The sequence below is a fragment of the Microcoleus sp. B4-D4 genome (genome assembly GCF_036705185.1).
GTDB lineage: Bacteria > Cyanobacteriota > Cyanobacteriia > Cyanobacteriales > Microcoleaceae > Microcoleus.
In genome coordinates this window covers 233,226-255,590 of sequence record NZ_JAUBTX010000001.1, presented here as the reverse complement: position 1 = coordinate 255,590, position 22,365 = coordinate 233,226, and the positions used below count along the sequence as shown (strand labels likewise).

The 22,365-nt window shown below is 44.9% G+C and carries 20 protein-coding genes and 1 pseudogene; 8 read left to right on the top strand and 13 right to left on the bottom strand.

Annotated features, from left to right (window positions below):
• Positions 1-51 precede the first annotated feature (51 nt).
• Positions 52-855 (bottom strand): DUF2267 domain-containing protein, encoded by an 804-nt coding sequence (locus QUB13_RS00985; protein WP_333377889.1) that lies wholly within the window; start codon positions 853-855, stop codon positions 52-54.
• Between the two features lie 669 nt (positions 856-1,524).
• Between QUB13_RS00985 and QUB13_RS00980 the strand changes: the two genes are divergently transcribed.
• The gene (locus tag QUB13_RS00980) at positions 1,525-1,986 is read left to right on the top strand and encodes a response regulator (RefSeq protein ID WP_333090065.1); all 462 of its coding nucleotides are present in this window, start codon (positions 1,525-1,527) and stop codon (positions 1,984-1,986) included.
• Here QUB13_RS00980 and QUB13_RS00975 read toward each other — a convergent pair.
• Both QUB13_RS00975 and QUB13_RS00970 read right to left on the bottom strand, forming a co-directional pair.
• Entirely contained in the window at positions 1,955-2,371 is a 417-nt protein-coding gene (locus tag QUB13_RS00975; RefSeq protein ID WP_333377886.1) for a DUF2294 domain-containing protein, read from the bottom strand. The two genes, QUB13_RS00980 and QUB13_RS00975, sit on opposite strands and share 32 nt — an antisense overlap.
• Positions 2,372-2,798: 427 nt before the next feature.
• Positions 2,799-3,185 (bottom strand): BON domain-containing protein, encoded by a 387-nt coding sequence (locus QUB13_RS00970; RefSeq protein ID WP_333377884.1) that lies wholly within the window; start codon positions 3,183-3,185, stop codon positions 2,799-2,801.
• Between the two features lie 1,174 nt (positions 3,186-4,359).
• Here QUB13_RS00970 and QUB13_RS00965 point away from each other — a divergent pair.
• Complete coding sequence (locus tag QUB13_RS00965) at positions 4,360-4,608, top strand: hypothetical protein (RefSeq protein ID WP_333115167.1); 249 nt, start codon at positions 4,360-4,362, stop codon at positions 4,606-4,608.
• Positions 4,609-4,863: 255 nt separating this feature from the next.
• Here QUB13_RS00965 and QUB13_RS00960 read toward each other — a convergent pair whose 3' ends face one another.
• Together QUB13_RS00960 and QUB13_RS00955 are read right to left on the bottom strand one after the other, a co-directional pair.
• Complete coding sequence (locus QUB13_RS00960; protein ID WP_333377881.1) at positions 4,864-5,688, bottom strand: cyanophycinase; 825 nt, start codon at positions 5,686-5,688, stop codon at positions 4,864-4,866.
• 411 nt (positions 5,689-6,099) lie between these two features.
• Complete coding sequence (locus QUB13_RS00955) at positions 6,100-6,297, bottom strand: hypothetical protein (protein WP_333090057.1); 198 nt, start codon at positions 6,295-6,297, stop codon at positions 6,100-6,102.
• A gap of 751 nt (positions 6,298-7,048) precedes the next feature.
• On the opposite strand from QUB13_RS00955, the gene QUB13_RS00950 reads away from it, so the two are divergent.
• The 4 genes from QUB13_RS00950 to coaBC all read left to right on the top strand — a co-directional run bounded on the left by QUB13_RS00950 (position 7,049) and on the right by coaBC (position 11,630).
• A complete protein-coding gene (locus QUB13_RS00950; RefSeq protein ID WP_333377877.1) occupies positions 7,049-8,959 on the top strand; it encodes an ATP-binding protein in 1,911 nt (636 codons plus the stop codon).
• A 177-nt stretch (positions 8,960-9,136) separates the two neighbouring features.
• Positions 9,137-9,763: an alpha/beta hydrolase gene (locus tag QUB13_RS00945; RefSeq protein WP_333377874.1), complete on the top strand. Its 627-nt coding sequence runs from the start codon at positions 9,137-9,139 to the stop codon at positions 9,761-9,763.
• A 47-nt stretch (positions 9,764-9,810) separates the two neighbouring features.
• Positions 9,811-10,023, top strand: a complete 213-nt coding sequence (isiD, locus tag QUB13_RS00940) for a protein IsiD (protein ID WP_006632739.1) — start codon at positions 9,811-9,813, stop codon at positions 10,021-10,023.
• A 407-nt stretch (positions 10,024-10,430) separates the two neighbouring features.
• Complete coding sequence (coaBC, locus tag QUB13_RS00935) at positions 10,431-11,630, top strand: bifunctional phosphopantothenoylcysteine decarboxylase/phosphopantothenate--cysteine ligase CoaBC (protein WP_333378231.1); 1,200 nt, start codon at positions 10,431-10,433, stop codon at positions 11,628-11,630.
• A gap of 95 nt (positions 11,631-11,725) precedes the next feature.
• Here coaBC and QUB13_RS00930 read toward each other — a convergent pair whose 3' ends face one another.
• The 4 genes and pseudogenes from QUB13_RS00930 to QUB13_RS00915 form a co-directional block, all read right to left on the bottom strand.
• Positions 11,726-12,031: a helix-turn-helix domain-containing transcriptional regulator gene (locus QUB13_RS00930; RefSeq protein ID WP_333377871.1), complete on the bottom strand. Its 306-nt coding sequence runs from the start codon at positions 12,029-12,031 to the stop codon at positions 11,726-11,728.
• Complete coding sequence (locus QUB13_RS00925) at positions 12,015-12,362, bottom strand: type II toxin-antitoxin system RelE/ParE family toxin (protein WP_333377868.1); 348 nt, start codon at positions 12,360-12,362, stop codon at positions 12,015-12,017. Before QUB13_RS00925 ends, QUB13_RS00930 begins: the two co-directional genes overlap by 17 nt.
• 4 nt (positions 12,363-12,366) lie before the next feature.
• Positions 12,367-12,744, bottom strand: coding sequence for a helix-turn-helix domain-containing transcriptional regulator (locus QUB13_RS00920; protein ID WP_333377864.1), 378 nt, complete (start codon positions 12,742-12,744; stop codon positions 12,367-12,369).
• A pseudogene (locus QUB13_RS00915) lies at positions 12,716-13,061 on the bottom strand (type II toxin-antitoxin system RelE/ParE family toxin). Before QUB13_RS00915 ends, QUB13_RS00920 begins: the two are co-directional and overlap by 29 nt.
• A 150-nt stretch (positions 13,062-13,211) precedes the next feature.
• Between QUB13_RS00915 and QUB13_RS00910 the strand changes: the two are divergent.
• Positions 13,212-13,685 carry a hypothetical protein gene (locus tag QUB13_RS00910; RefSeq protein ID WP_333377861.1) on the top strand — a complete coding sequence of 158 codons (474 nt, stop codon included), beginning with the start codon at positions 13,212-13,214 and terminating at the stop codon, positions 13,683-13,685.
• Between the two features lie 229 nt (positions 13,686-13,914).
• Here QUB13_RS00910 and QUB13_RS00905 read toward each other — a convergent pair whose 3' ends face one another.
• The 3 genes from QUB13_RS00905 to QUB13_RS00895 all read right to left on the bottom strand — a co-directional run bounded on the left by QUB13_RS00905 (position 13,915) and on the right by QUB13_RS00895 (position 18,156).
• Positions 13,915-14,985, bottom strand: coding sequence for an aromatic ring-hydroxylating dioxygenase subunit alpha (locus QUB13_RS00905; protein ID WP_333377858.1), 1,071 nt, complete (start codon positions 14,983-14,985; stop codon positions 13,915-13,917).
• Positions 14,985-15,671, bottom strand: a complete 687-nt coding sequence (locus tag QUB13_RS00900) for a class I SAM-dependent methyltransferase (RefSeq protein ID WP_333377854.1) — start codon at positions 15,669-15,671, stop codon at positions 14,985-14,987. Before QUB13_RS00900 ends, QUB13_RS00905 begins: the two co-directional genes overlap by 1 nt.
• 484 nt (positions 15,672-16,155) lie before the next feature.
• Positions 16,156-18,156 (bottom strand): FAD-dependent oxidoreductase, encoded by a 2,001-nt coding sequence (locus tag QUB13_RS00895; RefSeq protein ID WP_442922115.1) that lies wholly within the window; start codon positions 18,154-18,156, stop codon positions 16,156-16,158.
• Between the two features lie 658 nt (positions 18,157-18,814).
• On the opposite strand from QUB13_RS00895, the gene QUB13_RS00890 reads away from it, so the two are divergent.
• Complete coding sequence (locus QUB13_RS00890) at positions 18,815-21,187, top strand: CHAT domain-containing protein (protein ID WP_333377851.1); 2,373 nt, start codon at positions 18,815-18,817, stop codon at positions 21,185-21,187.
• A gap of 159 nt (positions 21,188-21,346) precedes the next feature.
• Here the strand turns inward: QUB13_RS00890 and QUB13_RS00885 are convergent, their stop codons facing one another.
• Positions 21,347-22,156, bottom strand: coding sequence for an SDR family NAD(P)-dependent oxidoreductase (locus QUB13_RS00885; RefSeq protein ID WP_194068224.1), 810 nt, complete (start codon positions 22,154-22,156; stop codon positions 21,347-21,349).
• Positions 22,157-22,365 lie beyond the last annotated feature (209 nt).

Below are 22,365 nucleotides of genomic sequence, written 5' to 3'. Positions count from 1 at the left end.
ATGCTGGTTCCTCAACCCGGTTGCTAAGTATTTATACTCGGAAATATCCTGTCAAGCCGATTGCCAAATTTTCAGAATTCTGTCCGGCAAAAAGCCCGCTATTTCCTGAATTCGTTCCTCGGACAACTCATCCTTTGTTGCGGAAAATACGGCGGCGATCGCAGTTTCCGGTTTTACCCCAGAAGGAAGTCCGCCTTCTTGTTCCACCCGAAAAATAAACAAGTTGGAATCGATGACAAAAGGTGCAGGCCCTTGCCAAGGCGGGCGCACCCGGCTCAGCAATCCCACCAGCGGATTCGTATCTTTCCAGAGATCTGCTATTTCTTTTTGCAGGGTTTTGTCGTCCGTCGTCGGCAAAACTTCTGTGTGCAGTTCGGCTTCCACGCGATCGCTTGCTTCTGTTGTCATCAAGTCTCGCATTGTCCGGTACACCAATTCGGTAATATCGCGGGCATCAAAAATATCCTCCATGTTACCGTTTACCATCACTTTTTCCAAAAAGGGCATATCCTTAGAGGCGATCGGAACTGCTGACCCTTCTTGATGCAGGGACTTAGGAGGATTCGTCTCCATTTTCTGCAACATTTTGCGACCTTTTTCGGTTAAATCGGCTGTTTGAAATGCCACTAAAGGCGGCAATAACTCAGTCCCTCCGTAAGGCTCTCCGCTAAACTCTGCTTTGATAAATTCTTTTTGGTTGAGGTAGTCCAAGTGACCTAGCAATTCCGCTTCAGCCACTTCTCGACCGACATATTCTTCGGCTGCATTCCTAATTGCCGACTCTCCCTTGGCGTTGCCGCTGCCAATCTGTTTGAGCAAAATGTAAGTCAGGTCGTCTCTGATTGCAATTGTCATCAATATCTCCTTGGTTAATATCCGGCAAACAGCAAGTAAAAAATCATATTTTTAATTGCTAAAATTGCGATAATTACTACTTACAAACATTAAAATATAAATCTGCTCAACAAGTATCTCTCAACAGGGGGAAATTGTTAAACATTTGTGTCTGTTATAATCTTGCTTTAGGTATATTTACCGATTTAAACCTCAGTCTGCTGTTGGGAGTCCTGCGCGGGGGCGGGGTCGAAAACCCGATTTCTGCGTCAAGCATCTCTCGGAATAGATCGACGATTTTTCCGAGAAATCTGGTTTTTTGCCTCCGGGACTGTGCTGGTAGTATTCAGCAAAGCCTCTGCTACTGTTGAGAACAATGAAAGTAATTAAAATAAAAGGCTTTTCTGGCAATACTTTTGGTGGCGATCGCCTCTGCTTGTCAAGGCTGGCGCACGGCCTCGTATAAGTTGATATATTTGCACTCTAGATCGGTAAAATTATGGAGATGCTATGGTATCGATAGACTGATACAGTCTTTGCCCCAACTAGCAGCGATATTGTACAATCGAGCTAGACCAAAGACCGATCGTCTGAGAGCTAAAAATACGAGCCAATCTGTTTCGAGTGCCGGAGCGCCACTTGAGGAATGCCTCGCTGATAACTTTGACGATCGTTTTTCGATCGATATTTATGAACTACCCTAATTGGACTCAGACTTTGGAATCATCGTCCTTAAATAACGGTCAATGGGCGATTAACAACCGTCCTCTAGTTTTGGCGGTAGACGACAATCCCGACAACTTGGAACTGCTGACGCAAATACTCGATTTGTTCGGCTGCGAGTTCATCGGAGCCGTTGACGGCTACAGTGCTCTGTCAGCAGCAGCAGCCGATCGCTCTCCCGACCTCATCGTACTCGACATTTGCCTGCCGGATCTAGACGGTATAGAATTCGTCAAGCGAATCAAACAAAACCCCGAACTCGCCAATATTCCGATCGTGGCTGTCACAGCCCTAGCAAAAACAGAAGACCGCGATCGGATTCTCCAAGCCGGCTGCGTTGCATACCTTTCTAAACCTTTTAATATCAAGGATTTAGAAACTATTATCCGCCACCACCTCAACTATCAGCCGTTTCTGGTTGAGTTTTAGACTTAGAACTCGCCTCGCGAACTTTAGGTGCAGACTCCAAAATTGCTATGGTTCCCGTGCGGCCAGTCTCCAAAGTCGCATCGCTGAGCAAATCTGTCACGCCCACACCTAAAACCTCTTTGATTAAGTCTTTCAGTTGCAATTCCAGAACTGACTCTAATTGCGATCGTACCTGCGAAGCCAAATCTTCCTGACCGTTCTGAGCCAGCAACTTTTCAGGCTGAGTAATCGCATTTTCGATCACAATTATCAATTTATTATCCAAAATATTGCACAGCACCTGACTCGTTTGGTGTCCTACTAGAGAGCGGTACAAAGCTTGAACACCCTGTGCAATAGTCCGTTCTAATTTGCCGCGAGTAGGTACTAAAATTTCCCCGGTCATATTTTTTAGCTACAGCGAGATAATTCAAAAAAACTGTTATATAAGAAGTCAGTTGTCAGTAGTCAGTTGTCAGTAGTCAGTTGTTAGTGTTAGTAGTCAGTTGTCATTAGTCATTCTAGCCGGTCGCGAAGTCGAAGGCTAGTCATTAGGAAGAAGGCTGGAGGCATAACAATGAACTCTTGCCTCCGTTGCAGTCGGGAGCATCTGGTGTTTTGCATTTGAGCGTGCGAGCGTCCCCGAATAACGTATTTTACAACTCGCGAACGGGGACGATCGCACTATAATAAAAATGATTTTTGCAAAACTCCAGAGGCATCCGTTGCAATCGACTGCATGGGGAAAGTGCAATTAAGAACGCCTAACTAGGACTGGCAGTTTTTTATAACAGTTAACATTTAACTGTTAACTGTTATAAAAAACCTTCGTGCTAGCCGACAGTAACTTCATTCGTTTCCACGGCAGTTGCACCCTTAACACCTTTAGCAATTGTCACCAACTTGTTGACAATTTCTTGGCTGGGAACTGTACCTTTGAGAACAACCGTAGTGCCGAGTTGCGCCACATAAACAGTCTCAATATCCGCAACATCAGGATTTGCATCAAAGGCCTGAGCTACCCGTTTAGCTAAACCGCTTTGATCGTATTCTCCATTCAATCCCATGCGTTCCGGCGGGATTGTCTGAGGGCTCGCAGCAGCAGGTTGAGCAGGTGCTTGAGCTTGAGCTTGAGCTACAGGTGCTTGGTAAGCTGGAGCTTGCACATTTTCTTGATTTTCAAGTTTTTCTAAACCAAACAATCTTTTTAGCCAGCCCATAGAGTTTGTCCTCCGACAAAGTTTGTGTTAATTTTTGTGTTAATTGACAGTTGACCGATCGCAGTGCAGTTGTTATGCTCAATACCAGGAATGGCGATCGCACTCGCACCAAGAAACCGAATTTTTATACAAAAAAAACGTTTCCACCATCGCCCCCGCTAGGAAAGCACGGTTTTTTGACTTGTTTGCGCCAGTCTTAAATACCATTTAATGTTGCATGAGTTAGCAGATCATCTGTCTGGAGACATAAATTCTCCCACTCTCAAACAAATACCAGCGCTCACCGTGCCCGCCAATCAAACTTAAAGTCTTATTCCCCAACTTGTACAATTTTGTTGTACGCCCAATGTGCCAAGTCCCCGCAGCAGGAAAGTTAGGAATGCTGTTACCAGATAGATAATTATCATAAGAATTGGTTACTACAGCTCGCCTTTTATAATCGTTTCAGCGGTAGTAAACTAACACTTTAGCTGCTTAATATCCTGGATAAAATATATATTTTTAGTTTAAAGTGCAGGCAATCTTTGCCGCAGCAAAATCAGGTTTCTGTAACATTCCAGCAACTCATGATTAGGTCGATATTTTAATAAAAACCATTGCCGTCTGTTGGGCAGGTTTGGAGTTCGCCCTGTCGATCGTCCAAACTGTTCACCCATCCAGAGCAAATGTAGCTAAAGTTACTAAAAATAATTAATCGCTGTTTATGAAAAGTAATTTAACTTTTGATAACAATATAAATCGTGACAAAAGTTTAATAATTGTAACTAAAGGAACATTTTTTAGCTTACAGAGCTAATACTGTAGAAAGATGTCATTTTAGGCGGAAAGGGGGAGCATGAGCTTGTAATTACCAAGCAAGGGAAACCAGAAAAATTAATGCTTTATGCAACTGGATTTTCGCGCGATCGCCTTTAAGTCAAGTTTGAGCAGATCATAGCAATGATTATTTTTGCTTATGCCTTGACAGTATTAGTTCTCTAGTCTTGGACTGAGAAATTTTCGAGAACCCAAATCAACTTTGACGACTGCTGCTACCTCAGTAATTGGTAATCGGTGAAAATCTCATCCGTCCCTGTTACCTGTTAGATATTCCGAGCAGTATCTCTAGGGTTCTAAAAGTTTAATTTGGGATGTTGGCGAATTACCGTTACTGTAAAACTCTGGAGTGTTAAAAATGCTAAAACAAATGTGTTGGTTGCCCCGATTGGGAGGCAATGGAGAAAAGATATTGCACTTGCGTACCGAACTACGTCAAGCATGGCGGCCTTATACAGCTTTTCCGCAGTTCGCGGCGTCCGACTACCTGGAAAAGGACGGTTCTAAGGGATGGGCAACTTTTCAGAAGCTGACAACTCAAGGGTGGAATTTAATATCGACTGAAGAAGGGCAGAATTCGTTTTTTGACCAACAGAAAAGTGCTTAAACAAGCAGAAACCGCAGCAATAAAAGAAGAGGTCAAATCCTCTTCTTTTTATTAGTTCGCGGACGCATTGCCAGCTCAACCGGTGAAGAGGCGTACACCCTAGACAATTTTGAGATTTTGGCGGCGTTGCAAGTAATACCAATTTCATAAATTAGCGCTAGATATTACCCCCCCAACCCCCCCGAACTCGCGGGGGGGCTAAGATTTTATCTATACCACATCTTTAGAAAAATGGTATAAGTTAGCTTTTTCTTTCTATACTGCCGCTGCTAACCGATCCAACATCGGCTGGCGAGTTTTCAAATTAAATCGGTATCCGTGGGGGAGAATGTGCAACTTCGCGCCACAAATCGCCAAAGCCTCATCCTTCAACAGTCCGTCTATATTGTCGTGGAGTTTTTCCGACTCGTCGATGACAGTTACAGCGCCTTCGCCAATGACTTCCAACTCGTCGTCGCTGACTAAAATAGCTGTATTTTCGTCAATCCCAAATCCCAAGACTGCTGGTTGCAGCAAGAGTGCCGAAACTAAGCGTCCCAGACGACCTCGCTGGGCGAAATGCTGGTCGATGACAATTCCCGGCAGGAAACCCATTCCCGGGCCCATTGCTACCACCTCAACCCGTGGATTTGTCTCGGAGTCTCCTTCAATAATCATCATGTCTGGCATCATCGCCGCGCCGGCACTGGTGCCGCTAATGATTATTCCTTCGGAGTAGCGTTTGTGCATAGCTGCGTCGAGTTTGGTGTCTTTCAAACAGCTAATAATCCGCGCTTGATCTCCCCCGGTAAAGAATATCCCGGTCGCTTGTTCGACGGCTTCTAAATAATCTGGATTGTCGGCATCTTCTGGTCTCTGGGTGTCAACAATTCGCACCTCTTCTGCGCCCAGCCGCTCAAACACTCGGATGTAGTTATCTCCGACTTCTCCCGGCAGGCTTGTGGCAGCCGTCATCACTACAATGCGGGCTTTAGTGCCTCCGGCGCACCGCAAGAATTCTCGCAGAATTTTGCAGTCCCCGTCTTTGTCTTCGGCGCCGCCAATAATTAGCAATTTCCCCTGATTTTTGCCGCTAGCCATACGCTTTGCACTTTTAATTGATTATATTTAAATAAAACATAACCTTTTTTTTCAGGAAAACTGCTAAAAGGTAGATATGGATACAGAAATTTTATAACTTACGGATTAGTAGGGTTTAGCAAAAGTTTGGGATTGCTTTCACCGGAGATTGTGAGGAAGCATTTGTGTCGGAATGCAGTAAGTATTTTTTTTTACAGAATTACAAATGCGGCGATCGCCCTCCCAGTTTTCGATCGAAAAAAACTAACCCCTCCTGGCAGGGGAGGGGTCAAAAAATGAGTTTACATTCTAGGACTTACGCGGGCGGGGTCATCAACCGCCTTTGGGATAAGATTTTTCGCCTATCCTGATGTTAGTTTTTCCGACAAACCGGGTTGATGAGCGCAAGTGCTAAATGAGTCCGATCGCCAGTTAGTGCGATCGCTCGATCAAATTGCTCAATATTGTACGCGCCCGTTCTAAAGGCAAGTGTCTCGGTTTGCCGTTCCAGACAATCTGATATTCGTTGCTGTTTTGACCGTCGCCGTACCCAGAAATCAGCTTCAGGTGAAATGCTTCCTCAGCTAATTGGTGAACTTTATCCCTTAGAGCAGTTTGTGCGATTTTCATAATTGGGTGCCTCTTAAATCCTTTTTCACAGTCATAGCCAATTTTAGTTGGCGTTGTACCTCTCCAAAGTTATAGTTTTTTTAAGTAGTCATTAGTTATTGGTAATTGCTCGCGGGCAATTGGCGATCGGGCAATTGTCTTCCTCTCGCACTCTACCTGGGGAGCAGATCGTTATCTGTGAAAATAATTTTTTTGTGTGAGTGCTGTCACGCTCGCGAGTTTTGTATTATTGCTGACGACTTCAACTAGGGAAGCATTTGTCAATCAGCAATTTTACTCATATTTTACTTATATTTTGGCTATAAAACTGAGATTTGGGCGGACGTGGGGAGCGCCGTATTTATGCCCGCTCACCCCAAATCGCGAATTTTCTACTTTTCTCAAAAGCAGTTTTTTGAGTAATTTTACCGATTGACAAATGCAGCGTTAGTTTTAACTTTTCACTAATTGTCTTGTATGCTGCGCGAGTGTTGTATACTTCGCGAGTGTTGTATACTTCGCGAGTGAGGACATCACTGCGAAAGCCAAACACAGATGCTCGCTCTCTGAAATATAGCAGTGCTCACAAAGATGAGGTATCGAGTCGTCAATCTGAAATCTAAAACTTGTACGCCGGCGTTGCCGAAGTATCTAAAATCTAAAATCTCAACTTCTCACCTTTTTGAGAAAGGCTATATCTATGTCGGCAGGTAGTATGCAATGCACCGACAAGAGAGTTAATCTGACAAATTAGTTACAAGGAGGTTAGAAAATGCTGCAAGAAAAAAGCACCGAGATAGCCCGCGTCAATGCTCGAAAAACAGATGTATTTGATATTTTCCATTTCAAATACTATATCGGGCCCAACCCTTATTTAGAAACAGCCGCTTTAGTTTTCGATTTTGCAGTGACGGACGATCGGCAACCAAAGCCGATCGCGCATTACCGTGAAATTATTGGCGATCGCTACCCGCAACTGCTGCACGAAACTTTCTCGAACCACGCTCAACTGTTCGGGCGTACCGCCTCAGAAGTAGCCAAACTAGACATGGGTTTGCACTTCCAACACTGGAACATCAAGGCATTTTCTGAGTTTAACAGAATCAGCATAGAAGCACTTCACGCCCGCAGCGCCCGAGCCGTAGTTTACGCTGTTTGGGATTGGTTTGAAGCCATCGATCAAAATCAAGACTTCCCACTGTCAGCACAAATAGGCGCGCTGCAAAATATGTTCCGGCAGTCTGTTTACGGAGGCCCGACAGTTTATTCATTAATGCGATCGGCATCCCAAAAAGGCATTCCCGCATTTTATTTGTGGGATGAAGGACTGATGCAATACGGTTACGGCAAAAAACTGGTGCGCGGCTCTGCAACAACGTTTGATTGCGACAGCCATTTAGACTCAGATTTTACCACACGCAAAGACGATTGTAAAGCTTTTCTCGCTACCTTGGGATTTCCGGTTCCCAAAGGAGATATCGTCTCCACAGAAAACGGAGTTCTGACAGTTGCCAGAGAAATTGGCTACCCAGTTGCTGTTAAGCCAGTAGTCGGTCATAAAGGAATTGGTGTCACCGCAGATGTCCGAGATGCTGAAGAATTGCAGGCGGCTTTTAAAAGAGCAGTTAAGGCAATTCCCGAAACAGAACCGGTGCGAGTAATTGTGGAAAATAGCATCAAAGGCTCGGATTTTAGGCTGCTGTGCGTTGACGGCAAATTTGTTTCTGCAACTGAACGCCGGCCCGCTTCGGTAACAGGAGACGGAGACTCAACTATTCGCGAATTGATCCGCCGTGAAAACCGCAAACCCGAACGTTTGGATACGCCAACTTCGGCGATGAGCAAAATTCAGTCCGACGCAGCGATGGAAATGTATCTGGAAGAACAAGGGCTGTCATTGGATAGCGTGTTAGAGGGCGATCGCACTGTTTCTCTGCGGAAAGTGGCCAATCTTTCAGCAGGTGGCGTCAGCATCGACGCTACCCGCAGCGTTCACCCCGATAACATAATTTTGGCTCAAGATATCGCCCAACATTTTCGGTTAACTTGTTTGGGCATTGATGTGGTAACAGAATCTCTCGCGAAATCTTGGAAAACCGGCAATTTTGGGATTATTGAAATCAATGCCGCGCCGGGAATTTTTATGCACCTCAACCCGGCTGTCGGAGAAAGTGTTGATGTGCCTTCGCATATTATCGATACTTTTTTTGACTCGGGAAAATCCGCCAGAATTCCGATTATTAGTTTCAACAAAATTTCCGTGCAGGAACTGCAAGAAACCATCGACCATATTCTATTGCTGCATCCCGATTGGACAATCGGTGCTGTTTGTCGCGCTGGACTTTTTGTCAACCGTTCTGAAAAAGTTTTGCACAATAATTACAATCTTAACGTGCAAACTTTGCTGCGGAATCCCAAGCTAGATTTGTTGATTGCTGAATATCCCGAAGATGTTTTGGAAGCAGAGGGAATGTTTTATCGTGGCAGCAATATGGTGGTGCTGGACAATCCGGGGGAAACAGAGATGATTTTGGTCAGAGAAAGCACTGATGACGATACGGTTGTGGTGAGGGAAGGAAGTAATATTTCTATTCGCCGCCAGGGATTGATCGAACAGTACAGTCTGGGGGATGGGGAACCGTTTGCGCGGGTTTATTTGAAGGAAATCGGGACTGTTTTGTAAGCGGCGGATTGCTACTTGGGTAAGGTCGCAGCGCACCCTAAATTTAACAGTTAGTCAGGTGCGAATTGACTTAGGTAAGGTGCGCTGCGACGCACCCGGAGCGTTAAAAATTTGGTTTTACTCGCCGCGACAATTTATAATTGTAGTAATGCCAGATTACCAATTACTAACACTACCATGTCTTTACAATTTATTAGCATTCCGCCAACAACCGATCGCCAACCTGTCGCTTTGATTGTCGCTTTACACGGGTGGGGTGCTAATGCTCGGGATTTGGCGGCCTTAGCACCGGCTTTCAATTTGCCGGATTATCAGTTTGTGTTTCCCGATGCCCCGTTTCCCCATCCCCAAGTAACGGGGGGCAAAGCGTGGTATGACCTTCAAAGCAAAGATGCTCGGGGATTGGTAGAAAGCCGGCAATTGCTGAGGGAATTTTTGCTTTCTTTGGAAAGCAGCACGGGGGTGCCTTTGTCTCGCACGATTTTAGGGGGCTTTTCTCAAGGCGGAGCGATGACTCTGGATGTGGGATTGACTTTGCCCGTAGCGGGTTTAATTTGTTTGAGCGGTTATTTGCATTCGTCGATTTCGCCCGCTGCGGGGAGTGCTTTGCCGCCTGTTTTAATCGCGCACGGTACTCAAGATACTATTGTGCCGATTAGTGCTGCGGTGCGATCGCGCGACAGTTTGACTGCTTGGGGAGCTCAGGTGCAGTATCGAGAATTTAAGATGGGACACGAGATTCTACCGGAAGTTGTAGATGTAATGCGAAGTTTTGTTGTAGAAACTGTGTCGAAATGTGATTAAAGGCTTAGTATATAGTATGGCGGAAGTCTAGGGCAGGGGTAAAAAACATGAAAACTTTAACCAAAGCATCGCGCGATATTGCTGTACTTACTTCTCAAGACGTGGCAGAATTGGCTGTCCGTTTGGAGGTTGACGATTATACTGATCCTTTTGAGGGATTGAATGATTGGCATTTGTTGCGATCGCTTGCCTTTCAGCGGCCGGAGCTGGTTGAACCTTATCTCCACCTTCTGGATATGGAAGCCTACGACGAAGCATAGCCTTGAAAATCTAGCTTAAAAATTAAGGGCGGAATTGAGGAAGAAGTTAGCAGCATTTTTTGTTGCGGGTTGAACAGATGAATTATAGATTGTTGTCTGTTTTAATCTCAACTTCTTTCTTGATTTTTTTTATGAGAAAATAGACTTATTTCATAAATATTTGATTGATACCGAAACCGCAGATGCAAGGCGGATAAACACAGATAAACGCAGATAATTTTAAGATAGAAGAGCGCATGAATGCAATCTTGTCTAACGGCCAATACGGTTTAGTTAGCACTGTTTATTGCCCGGAGATCCCCCTAAATCCCCCGGATAGTCGGGGGACTTTGAGAGCTTCTTGTTCCCCCCTTCTTAAGGGGGGTTAGGGGGGATCGGAGTTAACTGAAGTGTATTGGTCTAATGGCATGAAAGGCAGACGAATTTTAATCGGCGTTAGTGGCGGGATTGCGGCTTACAAAGTTTGCGAAGTAGTTTCAACTTTGGCAAAAGCTGGAGCTGAAGTGAAAGCGATTCTTACTGAGGCTGCGGGGGAGTTTGTAACGCCTTTAACTTTTGCTACTCTTTGCCGCCATCCTGCTTTTACTGACAAAGATTTTTGGCAAGCAAATCACGGTCGCCCGCTGCATATTCAACTGGGAGAATGGGCGGAAGTTTTTGTAATTGCTCCTTTGACTGCTAATACTTTGGCTAAGTTGGCGGGGGGTTTTGCTGATAATTTGCTGACGAATACTGTCTTAGCTTCTACTTGCCCGATTTTGCTGGCACCGGCGATGAATACGGATATGTGGGAACAGCCTGCGGTGCAGCGGAATTGGCGGGAAGTGTTGACTTATCGGCGCTATCATGCTGCGAATCCGGGGGCGGGAATGCTGGCGTGCGATCGCGCGGGTGTCGGCCGCATGGCAGAACCTGGTGAGATTTTGCCTCATATTGAATCGCTGTTGTATGCCAAGGGCGATCGAGATTTAGCTGGTAAGCGGGTGTTAATCAGTGCGGGAGGAACGCGGGAACATCTCGATCCGGTGCGGTTTATCGGCAATCCTTCCACGGGCAAAATGGGCATAGCTTTGGCGCAAGCTGCACTGCACCGCGGCGCGACGGTGACGCTGGTACACAGTATAACTGGCGAGTTGCCGCTGTCTGGGGTGCGGGCGATCGCAGTTACGAGTGCACGAGAAATGCTGCAGGCGATGCTGCAATGCTTTCACGATGCGGATTTGACGGTGATGGCGGCGGCGGTAGCGGATGTGAAACCGGCTGAGTACAGCAGTGAGAAATTGCCGAAGCAGCAACTCCCCAATTCTTTACCGTTAGCACCGGTAGCGGATATTGTGGCAGAGTTGGGAAGATTGAAACAGCCACACCAAAAACTCGTCGGGTTTGCAGCACAAACTGGGGATATTGTCAAGCCGGCTTTGGAGAAATTGCGATCGAAGAAATTGGATGTAATTGCCGCAAACCCGATCGACAAAATAGGTGCAGGTTTCGGCAGCAATACCAATCAAGCAATATTAATTAATGCCGCCGGCAAGCAACTAGAAATTGCACCTTGCAGCAAACTAGAAATGGCTCATCGCTTGTTTGATTTTGTGAGGGAAGGGTAAGGGCGCGATTTACTCATTAACTGGGATTAATTACTACTGGTTCGGGCGATAATTCTGATTCCCCAAAATCCGTTGATTCCGAGTCAGCCGACAACTCAGTATCTGCGACAGTAAGTAATTTCTAGTTTAAATCCTAACGCTTCGAGCAATTCTACCAAACTGTAAATTTCCGAACCGCCGCTTTTATTCAGCATCTTATCGAGTTTTTCGTGATGTTCTTTTGCTGACTCCGAAAGAGCATCCATCCTGATTCGAGCCTCAATTACCTTTGTGATGGCATTTCTCAAAAGTGCGGGTTCAGGGTCTTTTTCTTCCAAGATAGCCCCGATAAAACCAGCAGCGTGTTCGGCATCTTTGAGAGATTCAATTAGGGACTCGCGGTAGCTATCGCTGGTAGGCATTTTCATTTCTTTCATAGTCGGCCGAATACTCCTTCGCTTTGCGAATATCTTGTTCTTGGGTACTTTTATCCCCACTACAGAGCAGAAGCACAATTGTGGCTCCTATTTCTCTAAAATAAATCCGGTAGCCAGGGCCGTAGTTAATCCTGAGTTCGTAGACACCATCTCCTACTGGCTTATAATCCCCCAGATTGCCGAGACTAACTCGCTCAAGCCTTGCATCAACCTTAACTTGGGCTTTGCCATCTCCTAGGGTGCAGTACCACTCTAAGAAAGGAATTCTGCCATTAGGTCGGATGTAACGTCGAATTTCCCTCGGTTGTACTTCCATAATTTTATCGCAGTCGATCGGCAATTTCTATCGTAGGGCGATCGGTAGTACATTCAGCAGACAACTCAATATTAGCCATATTAATTCCTAGTTTAAATCCTAACGCTTGGAGCAATTCTACAAAACAGAAAATTTCCGAACCTGCACTTTCGGTCAACATCTTGTCAAGCTTTTCCCATTGAATTTGAGCTGACTCTGATAAATTGTTGAACTTTAGCCGAGAATCTACAACGTCTTTGAGTACCATTTGGAGCAATTTAGGTTCATCGCTTGCTTCAGTCAATGTCACCTCGATATAACCTGCTGCTTCTTGGGCATTTCTCAGAGATTCGAGCAGAAATTCTTGGTAACTCCTACTCGTTGGTGCTTTCACGTCTTTCATAGTCTCTCCAATATTGAATAGCTTTGCCAATATCTCGCTCTTTCCTTTCTCTTATCTCCACCTATTAGCAGAAGTACAATTGTCAGCCCGACTTGTCCAAAGTAAAGCCGATATCCAGGGCCAAAGTCAATTTTGAGTTCAAAAACTCCTTCTCCGACGGACTTACAATCTCCTAGATTACCAGTCATGACTCGCTTAAGCCTTAACCGAATCTTATTTTTGCCTGTGGTATCCCGGAGCGAGTTATACCACTCTTCAAAAGGATTTGTCCCATCTGCTCTCAGGTAGTTGCGAATTTCCCTGGGTTGTATCTCCATAATTTTATCGTAATTGATTGACAATTTCTATCGTAAGTGCGATGACAGTGCATTAAGTGGGCAAATCATACTTAAGACAGAGGCATTCTACCGACAAAATAGTAAACCTTGTTTGAGGAAACAAAGTTTAAATCAAACAGGGAATTGTGAATGAACTTTAAATCGATCGCAAAAACCAATCTACTATTCGGTAGCCTGATAATTAGCCTCGGATTGCAAACACTTCCAGCAGCAGCCGCACCAGTCACCGACGCGCAAGTTTCCGCCCTCGTAGAAGCGCTGCGACAAGCCGCGCCGCCACAAACCGCAAACGACGGAATGTACAGTCAGTGGCAAGTTTTACCGGGCAATATTTCCCGCTGGGCAAAAATCTGTACCAAACAAGATTTAACACCGCAACAATTTGAAGCCAACGCGACAAAAGCCAAATCAATTGTTACCTGTATCGCGGGCGATTTGCTGCGCGACGAATACAAAGCTAGCGGCAACAATGAAACCGCCGCTGTACGCCGCGCCGCTTGCTGGTGGATGACTGGGGAATCGGCAGCTTGCAAAAGCGGCGCAACTGCTACTTATGCGGATAAAGTTCTCAGCGTTTACCAGCAGCAGCGCGCTAAAAAGTAAAGTTTGTGCTGGCGGAATTTAGATTTTTGAGGTTCGATCGTTCGGACTTCAGTCCTTCCTCCGAGTCAATCAGGACTAAAGTCCTTACTACAAACAAATCGGCCTCATTTTTTTGAGAAAGGCTATACAATTTATACCAAATCCTGGTTTGGGAGATTCTTTATAAACCAGTTGGCGCAGGCCGAAATCGTTTGATTTGCTCGCGGTTTCAACCGCCCAATCATCTAAGTCACCCATTTTCCGCCTGACTTCTCATCAACTTTTGCACGCTCCCCAACGCCCTATTTAATTCGTAACTTTTTCTTTCGGAATTCTGCAAAAAAGCCTGCTGTTCTTCTTCAATCATTAACACATCCTGCCGCACCAAACCATCTAATAACTTTTGAGCCGCACCAAATAAACTATCTTTAATAAACCTGCGAAACCAAACAGGCAATTTGTGCAGCCGCCAAAACGCATTTAATGAGGTAAAATGAATTAAATAAGCGCGAGTTGCCGTCTCGCTCACCGGACAAACCAAGCAGTAAATCTTAAAGTCGCTGCCCAAAGTTGAAACCCAATGCGGGTAAACGTAACTCACCTCTAGCGGTTCCGGGTGCAGCTTCCGCAGAGACTTAAAAAATAACTGGGAAATTGACCAAATTTTATCTATTTTGTAATAACTTTGTGCCTGATAGCAAGCTGTTACTTGATGCTCGTCTTCTGTTAAAGTATCTAATACTGGATTTGCCCAAGCTTGCAAGTCTTCGTGCAAGTGTCCGTGGTACATATCCATCAAGTTTTCAATTAAAAATGAATAGTGGGCATGACAGTCGATGACTGAAACTGTGGCAATATAATTGAGATGTTCCCACTCTGGTAAGTCTAATAAATCTATTTTTTGGGCTTGGGTTGCATCGCCGGGAAACAGCCAGATAAAACCGTTTTGTTCTTGGACTGGATAGGAGCGAATTTTGCAGTTAGGTAGCTTTTGATTTTCTGCTAAATAATCGACTTCGGCGCATTCTCCGCTGGCATTTAACCGCCATCCGTGGTAAGCGCATTCGATTAAATCGCCTTTGATTTTACCGTGGCTGAGTTTGACTTGTCGGTGCGGGCACCTGTCTTCTAAAGCGTTGATTTTTCCTGCACTGTCGCGGAAAAGCACGATCGCCCGATGCCACAATATCACAGGTAGTGGCTGACTCTGTACCTCTGTGCTGCGGGCGACTGCATACCATTGCTCCAAATTAATGCTCAACTCGCGGATGTGACTATTTTTTTCCCGCGCAGATACTGATTTTATCCCGTTGTTTTGCATTACAAATTTTCCCAAATCACGCCCATCAAACAATCCAATCTTACAAAATAACAGCCGGGAAAGCAACGACCGTACATTTTTTTAAATCTCGCTTCTGATAAATACCTGTTGCTGGCTAAATGCTTCAACCAGCTTGGCGACAATCTAAATTTTAATAATCTTGAAGCCTTGCGAAATCCGTATTTGGAACAGTCGGGCATAAAATCTCTCACGGCACCTAATATATAGCTTATTGTAGCAGGTCTTTCGACTCCAGAAATGTTATCTAAAAAGACAATTTTTCCCTGCTGATTCAACAGGTTTTTAATTAATGATAGAGTGGCGGGGAGATTGGATAAATGGTGAAAAGTGGTATCACTAACTATTAAATCAAATTTGCGATCGAGCGCTAATTGACTCGCATCCATTTGGATATATTCGATATTGGGCGCTGAGCGTTTTTGATTGGCAATATCCAGCATTTTTGCTGAAATATCGACGGCTACGACATTATCGTAATACTTGGCTAATTCAAAAGCCAAAATTCCAGAACCGCAGCCAATATCTAATGCTGCACCTTTGCTGGTAGATAGGTTTTTAGTAAAAAAATCGTTTTTACTTTGCAAGGTGGCTGCGAAATCGTATTCAGTTGCAAAAGCATCAAACATTACAGATTTATTACGAATTTTCCAGTTACTATTGGGCATCTATTATGGCTTTATACTCATTCAATATTTTAACCGCAGATGCACCCAGATTGACACCGATGATTTTTTTGTTCGCAAGCTATGCCTTTTTTTGATCGGCGAAACCACACCTACAAACCGTAATTCATCTGAATTTCTACTAAGATTGCTAACAAAGTCAGAAAGGCGATCGCTCCTAATCCTCCTAAAAGAGCTAAAAGTAGCGCCAACAAAGCCGCAGCTTAGTTGTACAGGACTGCATATCGGGCGATCGGGTTTATCCTCATCTTGGCGCGAGGTGGTATAGTAAATTGCACCGATCCCAACCCACCACATAGGTATGAATAGCAAGATATATTTTGCGACTAAATTCCACACTACGAACCCATTTTATTAAGGTTCGTAGTGAGGACTTTAGTCCTTCTATGGATGCGGAATAAAGTCCTCACTACGAACCCGTTTTTGTCCCTGCAGACACTATCTAAAATCCGCTCCGCTGCAAACCTTAGATTTTCAGCACGCCTTCGGGATTCACCGTTAAGAGCGATCGCCTCTGCAAACCTTCCTGATATAATATCGCATTAGCTGCTAACAAACCGCTGCTCACAGCCCTTTCCATTAAACCGCAAGGAAACGGCATTTTTACCCAATCTCCGGCAAACAAAAGATTAGGTACAGCGCAGCTAGTGTCTGGCCGTTCCGCATAACTACCGGGCGGATAACCGGAGAAATTCTTTTGATTTACCAATTCCCGGTGCAGCAGAGTCGCCGCTTTTAATTCCGGTACAATTTCATACAATTCTTCCTCAAAAGTAGCGAGCAAAACTTCCTGGTTGGGAAATTCTTTCTCCTTGTAACAGTAGGCGTGCAGTTCCACTACGCTACCGCCAGTTTTCTGATGCCACTCGATGAATTGATCTTGAATTTTGTGGTAAAGTGTGATGCTGTCAGTCAGTTTGTAGCCGGAAAGCGAACTAAAATTGCTGTGTTCCCAGGGAAAATCGCGATCGAACCAAAAACGGCCCACCGCAAACGGATCGGCTATTTTCAAGCCCTCGATTCGGCTCTGCACCTGCGGATTTACCTCACCGCTAGCTAAACTAAACAAATGCTGCATCCCAGGAACATCGGCAGCAAAAACATAGTAATCAGCCTGCAATGTTTCTCCCAATTTTTGCGGTTGTGATTTGTTTACTGCTGCTGCCAACTGTACCTCATCTGCTTTTTTATCGACTACCTTAAATCTGGGTAAATCCCGCTGAGCAGGCCCGCTCACAACTCGTCCCTCAGCATCAAAAACTGCTCCGTGACAGGGACAGTGAAATTGACCGTCGTTTTGTTTCTGAACAGTGCAGCCTTGGTGAGTGCAGCTTAGAGAAATTGCTTCTTTTCCTCCAGGGGCGCTGGCAAATACGCTGTCTCCCGCGCCGAAATATTCTGTAGAGTTACTGTCAGTTAACAGGGCGTTTCGTTTTACCCAAAAAGGCACTTTACTTTGCACGTCTCCCGACTGATAACTCAGAGAATCAATCCTGCCGTTTTCCCAGTGAATATTGCTAACTGCGACATCTGTTAATACTTTGCCGCCTTTGCTTTCAATGGCTCTGGCAATAGGCTGCACCAAACTTGTACCCATATCTTGCCGCGTGCCGTTGAAGGCTAAACCTTCGGGATTTCCGAAAAAGTAAAAGTGGAAAAATTGCATTAATTCTCCGACGCTCAATTTGTCGGGAGCGTTGAGGCTGGATTTGGCAAAAGGCAAAAAATACAAGTCGTAAAGTCCGCGAGGAAATTCACCTTTTACCCAATCAGCAACTGATATATTGTCGAGGCGATCAAAAGTTTTTTGCGTTTGAAAGCCGCCAATTTCTCGAAACACTTCCCAGTGAGCGGGTTTTGTCAGGTTGATTCCCCACTTGAGACGGTTGGGAGAAGATATCGCCAGGTCAACTATATTCCAGGGGAAAGCTGAATGGTTGGGACGGAAAACTTCTGGTTTGTATTTACCGTCTCTAAACAGGACGGCGTAGGATTCTAAAGATACAAAATTATCGGTAATTTCTAATTCTTCAACTACACTTTTGAGGTTGTAGTATTGCGGAAAAAAACCGTGGAAACCGTGTTCCATCATAAAAGTTTCGTTCCCGACTTGTATCGGCCAACTAGCTATTTTGCCTCCGAGTTGGGGCGATTTTTCTAGTAGCGTCACCGCGAAACCTCGCTGACACAGTTCGTAAGCGCAGGCGAGCCCGGCTAAGCCGCCTCCGACAACTGCTACGGTTTTGCGGTTATTCAGCATTCGCGGTAAGTCAAGAGAATCTTGACCAAAAACGGCGGGTTCTGGCTTGGAAAATCGAGAGTAGCCCAGCAGCCCGCCGGCGGTACCGACTCCGAGGATTTTGAGGGCGGTTCTTCGAGAAATTGGTTGGGATTGTGGTGGATTGGTTGATTGACTCATCAGCGGTACGCGATAACGGGCTTTAAACACAAAAACGGCATAAGGCATATATCATAGACCGAAATCAGGCTATGTGAAGAAATACTAAGATATATCCTCCGATCGGATCGCCTTTGACACGCCCAAAAACCCATACGGTGTCATTTACTCGCTTAGTATCGAGTGACTGTTGACTGTTGACTGTTATTTGTTATTTGTTAACTGTTGTTTGTTATTTGTTAACTGTTGTTTGTTATTTGTTAACTGTTGACTGAGAAGGGTTAACTGTTAACTATTGTTTGTTAACTGTTGACTGAGAAGGGTTAACAATTTCAAATTTCGCTAGAAATATTTCGTTTGTCCGAGAGTCCGACAGGGGTTTTTAACCTTTGTTTCATAGCGAAAGTCCTCTTTTATAGGACTAAAATTACTCGCAGTTTCTGTCAGATTTCACAGTCGGTTTTAACTGAAATGTTGCACCATTCTCAATTACTTGTTTGGGAACAGGCCGGAGAGCCTGTTCCGCAAGAAAATTAATCTTTTGTGGAACAAGCCGGAGAGCCCGTTATTAACTATTGTGCAATATGTGAGTTTTAACCTATTTTTGCTATAATGCGGGGGGTTCAACCCCTGTAGGACTGTCGGTAAAACGCGCGGTATAGTTGACAGCAATATCCTATAAAATAAGCCTTGTCCGCATAAAAAACCTCTCAACAAGCCGCAAATAATGAAGACAAAAAAGTATAAAAGTTGGTTGATATTAGCAGGACTTACAGCATTTTTATGCTGCTTGCAAGTGCCTATTTCTACTAGGATTGCAGGTGCGATCGCCCCTCAAACCAGCACCCAACTAATCGCCGCCCAAAATCTCCAATCAGCCGGACTTTACCGCCAAGCTTGCAATAGTTTGCTCCCTGTTTTAGAAATTGGTAATTTCAACTGCCAAAGCTTGATCGACAATCAACTATCTCCGACAGAAAAAGCGACAGTTGAAAACTTGGCAGACACGGAACTCAGCGCATCGGGATTGAGAACTTTAGGCGATGTACTGCGCGTCACGGGTGCTTTGAAAACTTCCGCAATCATGTTAAACCGCAGTTTAAAAATTGCCCAAAATTTGCAGTTAAATGAAGCTATCAGCGCCGCTTATCTCAGTTTGGGAAATCTCCAGCGAGCGATCGCCAAACGGCAAGAAGATATCCGCAAGGATGCTAAGGTTAATTATGCCCAAGCTTTGGAATTTTACGAAAAGGCGATCGCCCTTGCTGCCCAAACCGAACAATTGCAAGCTAAATTAAGTAAACTGAGCCTGCTTGTGGAAACTCAACCATACTCAGATATCAGCAATTTGTGGCAAGAAATCCAGTCAAAAGTTGACAATTTGCCCGTCACCACTGAATCCATCTATGCCCGCATCGACTTTGCCGAAAGCCTGACTTGTTTGAAAGTGCAAACAATGGAGCGATCGCACATCGAGAAAATCTTACTACCTTTGTCGCCTGCAGTCCAACACTGTGCTGTCGCAGCCAAAAGTCAAACCCTAGGAAACCCAGAATTAATTTATGTTGCGAAACTATTGGCATCCGCAGCCAAAGATGCTACAAAATTAGGCGATTTGCGAGCAGAATCCTACGCCAAAGGCAGTCTCGGCGAATTGTACGAAATCACCGGACAATTATCCGATGCCAAACAATTAACCACGGAAGCTTTAGGTATTGCACAGTCAATTCAGGCGGCAGATATTGCCTATCGATGGCAGTGGCAATTAGGCAGATTGACGGTGAAAAGTAAGGGAGACAAAAAAAGTGCGATCGCAGCTTATCAAGCATCAGTTCAAACCCTCCAATCTTTACGCAAAGATTTAATTGCCGTCAATCCCGACGTGCAGTTTTCCTTCCGAGATAATGCCGAACCAGTTTACCGCCAACTCGTAGATTTACTCGTGACAACTGAGGGAAACACTCAACCAAATCAAGCAAATTTAGAACAAGCAATCCAACAGATTGACGCACTTCAACTAGCCGAAATTGAAAACTTTTTGCGGTGCAGTTTATCTCCTACCGTTGCCATCAATCAAATACCCGATCCAGAAGCTACACTAATTTATCCAATTATCTTAGAAGACAAAATAGCACTAATTTTTCAAGTAGCAGGAAAGCCCCTGACATATCGCGAAACTCCTGTACCTCGAAAAACAGTAGAAACTACCCTGCAACAACTCCGCAAGAATTTGCAAACACCGGGCAATAATCCTGAAGTAATAGCGGATGCCAAAAAAGTATACCAATGGTTGATCGCACCGCTGAAACCCGAACTCGACAAAAATCCTCAAATTGAAACATTAGTATTTGTCCTTGATGGCGATTTGCGGAACATCCCGATGGCGGTGCTTTACGATGAAAAAACAGAGCAATATTTAGTACAAGATAAATATGCGATCGCCATTTCGCCACAACTCACACTTTTTGCACCTCAACCGCTACAACAAAAACTCAAAGTCTTCGTCGGCGGCATCGGTCAATCACAAAACATTGACGGCAAACAGTTTGAAACAATCCAAAAATTAAAGGAAGAATTAGAAGGAATTAGCCAAAAAGTTCCCGCCAGTCAACCCCTGCTTGAGGCAAATTTCACCAAAGCCAATATTCAAAATAAGCTCCAAACAGGCAACTTTTCAGCAATACACCTAAAAACTCACGGCGAATTCAGTTCAGACCCAGATGAAACCTATATTGTGGCTTACCAAAAACTCCTGAAAGGTCAAGATATCGCTAATTTAATCGAAACCGAAACTCCGCAGCAGCAAACTAATATTGAATTGCTTGTTTTGAGTGCTTGTCAAACTGCATCGGGAGATAATAGAGCAGTTTTAGGACTTGCGGGAATAGCGGTACGTGCGGGGGCGCGCAGCACTTTATCAACTTTGTGGGAAGCGCAGGATGCACCAAATACGGAACTGATGTTACGGTTTTATGAGGAACTGTCGAAACCCGGAATGACTAGGGCAAAAGCGCTGCATTTTGCACAAAAGTCTCTGTTGGAAAGATATGAGCCGGCGAATATTTGGGCGACATATATTTTAGTTGGCAATTGGTTGTAATACCATTTCTCTAAATCATGCAATACTCTTTGACCCCCCCTAGCCCCCCCTTGCTAAGGGGGGGGACAAGAATACTGTTGCATTATTTTTTGAAAGTGCTACAAACGGTTTTTGTTACGGTAATCGATCAGACATCATATTAGTCGATCGCCCGTTAGCCTAAGCCTCCCGCAATTTGCGATCGTCCCGCGCCCCATTGCGAAGTTTTGGAGTTGCCATCCGCAACACAAAATCTAGCAACCAAGGAGCAATTCGGTGACACAAAACTGCTAGATGACTTTGGTATCCCACCAAGATTTCCGGCGCATCTTTGTGCAATCCCGCCACAAGCGCTAGGGCAACTTTTTCGGGAGTTGTGGGCACTACCCACCGGAATTGTTCCAAATCTCGCACCATGTCGGTATCTGTTAGAGATGGTAATAAAGCTGTGACTCGAACATTGTACTGAGTTAACTCGCTACGCAAGGCTTGGGTGAATCCCAAAATTGCAAATTTTGTAGCAGAATACGTCGCCATTGTCGGAGCCGCAATTTTGCCCATCAAGCTCGAAACATTGACAATTGTTCCCTCTTTTTGCGCCGCCATTCGCTTCGCTATTAAGCGGGTAATTGTGTAGGTTCCGAGCAAATTTAAGGCGATTTCTTCCTCGATTAACGGTAGCGGGGCACGCAAGAATGATGCTTGGTGCGCTACGCCCGCACAGTTGACTAGCAGGTGAATTGGGCCGCAATCGCGCCAAGCTTGGGCGATCGCAATATTCACCGCTACTGACTGAGTTAAATCCAAAGCTAACGGCACTATTTCTGTACCAAAAACATCGATTTCCTCTGCCAGTTCAATTAATTGCCGGCGGTTGCGCGCTACTATTACCAAGCGTTTGATTCCTTGTCGCGCTAATTCCAGAGCGATCGATCGCCCAATTCCGCGCGAAGCTCCTGTCACTAGAGCTGTTTTTCCTTGAAGTTGCATACATTAAACCCTCTGGATTTGAAGTGATCGCCGCGCGCGGAGTTATAAGTTGCGAGTTGTGAATTTTGTGGAGTTAATTCAAAACTTTTGAATCGCTAACACGCGCGCGATTTAAACTCAATTAAACCGTGACTTATGCAAAAAATCCTTCGATGTGGTATTGCTGTAAGGTGCTTGTGGGCGAACCGTACAAACAGAGTTTGTGCATA

Bases quoted from the DNA above. Each gene is read 5' to 3' on its own strand.
- QUB13_RS00950 (WP_333377877.1), top strand. From the start codon at position 7,049: ATGCTGCAAGAAAAAAGCACCGAGATAGCCCGCGTCAATGCTCGAAAA.
- QUB13_RS00970 (WP_333377884.1), bottom strand. From the start codon at position 3,185: ATGGGCTGGCTAAAAAGATTGTTTGGTTTAGAAAAACTTGAAAATCAA.
- QUB13_RS00985 (WP_333377889.1), bottom strand. From the start codon at position 855: ATGACAATTGCAATCAGAGACGACCTGACTTACATTTTGCTCAAACAG.
- QUB13_RS00965 (WP_333115167.1), top strand. From the start codon at position 4,360: ATGCTAAAACAAATGTGTTGGTTGCCCCGATTGGGAGGCAATGGAGAA.
- isiD (WP_006632739.1), top strand. From the start codon at position 9,811: ATGAAAACTTTAACCAAAGCATCGCGCGATATTGCTGTACTTACTTCT.
- QUB13_RS00955 (WP_333090057.1), bottom strand. From the start codon at position 6,297: ATGAAAATCGCACAAACTGCTCTAAGGGATAAAGTTCACCAATTAGCT.
- QUB13_RS00925 (WP_333377868.1), bottom strand. From the start codon at position 12,362: ATGGAAGTACAACCGAGGGAAATTCGACGTTACATCCGACCTAATGGC.
- QUB13_RS00980 (WP_333090065.1), top strand. From the start codon at position 1,525: ATGAACTACCCTAATTGGACTCAGACTTTGGAATCATCGTCCTTAAAT.
- coaBC (WP_333378231.1), top strand. From the start codon at position 10,431: ATGAAAGGCAGACGAATTTTAATCGGCGTTAGTGGCGGGATTGCGGCT.
- QUB13_RS00895 (WP_442922115.1), bottom strand. From the start codon at position 18,156: ATGCCTTATGCCGTTTTTGTGTTTAAAGCCCGTTATCGCGTACCGCTG.
- QUB13_RS00930 (WP_333377871.1), bottom strand. From the start codon at position 12,031: ATGCCTACCAGCGATAGCTACCGCGAGTCCCTAATTGAATCTCTCAAA.
- QUB13_RS00890 (WP_333377851.1), top strand. From the start codon at position 18,815: ATGAAGACAAAAAAGTATAAAAGTTGGTTGATATTAGCAGGACTTACA.
- QUB13_RS00910 (WP_333377861.1), top strand. From the start codon at position 13,212: ATGAACTTTAAATCGATCGCAAAAACCAATCTACTATTCGGTAGCCTG.
- QUB13_RS00920 (WP_333377864.1), bottom strand. From the start codon at position 12,744: ATGAAAGACGTGAAAGCACCAACGAGTAGGAGTTACCAAGAATTTCTG.
- QUB13_RS00905 (WP_333377858.1), bottom strand. From the start codon at position 14,985: ATGCAAAACAACGGGATAAAATCAGTATCTGCGCGGGAAAAAAATAGT.
- QUB13_RS00945 (WP_333377874.1), top strand. From the start codon at position 9,137: ATGTCTTTACAATTTATTAGCATTCCGCCAACAACCGATCGCCAACCT.
- QUB13_RS00975 (WP_333377886.1), bottom strand. From the start codon at position 2,371: ATGACCGGGGAAATTTTAGTACCTACTCGCGGCAAATTAGAACGGACT.
- QUB13_RS00885 (WP_194068224.1), bottom strand. From the start codon at position 22,156: ATGCAACTTCAAGGAAAAACAGCTCTAGTGACAGGAGCTTCGCGCGGA.
- QUB13_RS00960 (WP_333377881.1), bottom strand. From the start codon at position 5,688: ATGGCTAGCGGCAAAAATCAGGGGAAATTGCTAATTATTGGCGGCGCC.
- QUB13_RS00900 (WP_333377854.1), bottom strand. From the start codon at position 15,671: ATGCCCAATAGTAACTGGAAAATTCGTAATAAATCTGTAATGTTTGAT.